Origin of the sequence: Weissella sp. DD23 (assembly GCF_001579105.1) — a bacterium.
Classification (GTDB): domain Bacteria; phylum Bacillota; class Bacilli; order Lactobacillales; family Lactobacillaceae; genus Weissella; species Weissella cibaria.
Genome location: NZ_KQ970395.1, coordinates 1 through 1,085, shown reverse-complemented (window position 1 = coordinate 1,085; position 1,085 = coordinate 1). Strand labels below are relative to the sequence as shown.

Here is a 1,085-nt window from a genome sequence, read left to right as displayed (position 1 = left end):
GTCGGGGATTGGGCCGAAGTCAGCGTTAGCAATTTTGGCGAATGCCGACCATACGGGGCTTGTTCAAGCGATTGCGGATAACGATATTACATTCTTAACGAAATTCCCGGGTATTGGTAAGAAGACTGCCCAACAAATTGTGTTGGACTTGCAAAATAAGTTGGGTGATTTGCCATTTAATAATGATATTGAAATCAACTTGGTTTTGCCTGAAAAGCAAACGAGCGATAATCCAGAATTAGCGGATGCCTTATTAGCGCTGGAAGCACTCGGCTATGCGAAGAAGGACATTACGCGGGTTGAAAAAGTGTTGACTAAGGAAGCGCAAATGACCACGGCGGAGTATGTTAGTGCTGGATTGCGTTTGTTGCAGTAAGAGATAGAAAGGATGGTATCCAATGGCAGATGATATATTGCGTGATACCAGTGCGGAATTAGGCGAAGAGTCGATTGAGAAATCATTGCGTCCTAGTACGTTGCGACAGTACATTGGTCAAGAGCCTTTGAAACAACGGTTACAGGTTTATATTCAAGCAGCTCGTCAGCGTGAAGAACCGTTGGATCATGTGCTACTCTATGGACCGCCGGGACTTGGAAAGACGACATTGGCGATGGTTATCGCAAATGAGATGGGTGTCGGGTTACGGACAACTTCCGGACCAGCAATTGAAAAATCGGGTGATTTGTTAGCATTATTAAATGAATTACAGCCCGGCGATGTCTTGTTTATTGACGAAATTCATCGTATGCCGAAAACGGTAGAGGAAATGCTGTATTCGGCAATGGAAGACTTTTATGTTGATATCATTGCAGGCGAAGGTCCGACAGCCCGGCCGATTCACTTCCCGTTGCCACCGTTTACCTTGATTGGCGCAACAACGCGTGCTGGTATGTTATCGCAACCGTTGCGTGACCGATTTGGTATTGTTGAGCACATGGCCTATTACAATACGGATGAGTTGGCTGAAATTATTAAGCGTTCAGCTGATATATTTGATACGGAAATTCAACCAGACGGGGCGTTTGAATTAGCTCGGCGATCACGGGGCACGCCGCGTGTCGCTAACCGCTTGTTGCGTCGGGTG

The 1,085-nt window shown here is 46.5% G+C and carries 2 protein-coding genes; both read left to right on the top strand.

Annotation, left to right across the window (positions count from 1 at the left end):
- The coding region (ruvA, locus tag WEIDD23_RS08670; protein WP_242865482.1) for a Holliday junction branch migration protein RuvA at positions 1-376 on the top strand (376 nt) is incomplete at its 5' end.
- 22 nt (positions 377-398) lie between these two features.
- Positions 399-1,085 (top strand): Holliday junction branch migration DNA helicase RuvB (gene ruvB, locus WEIDD23_RS08665; RefSeq protein WP_062358919.1); only part of this gene is annotated, 687 nt, incomplete at its 3' end.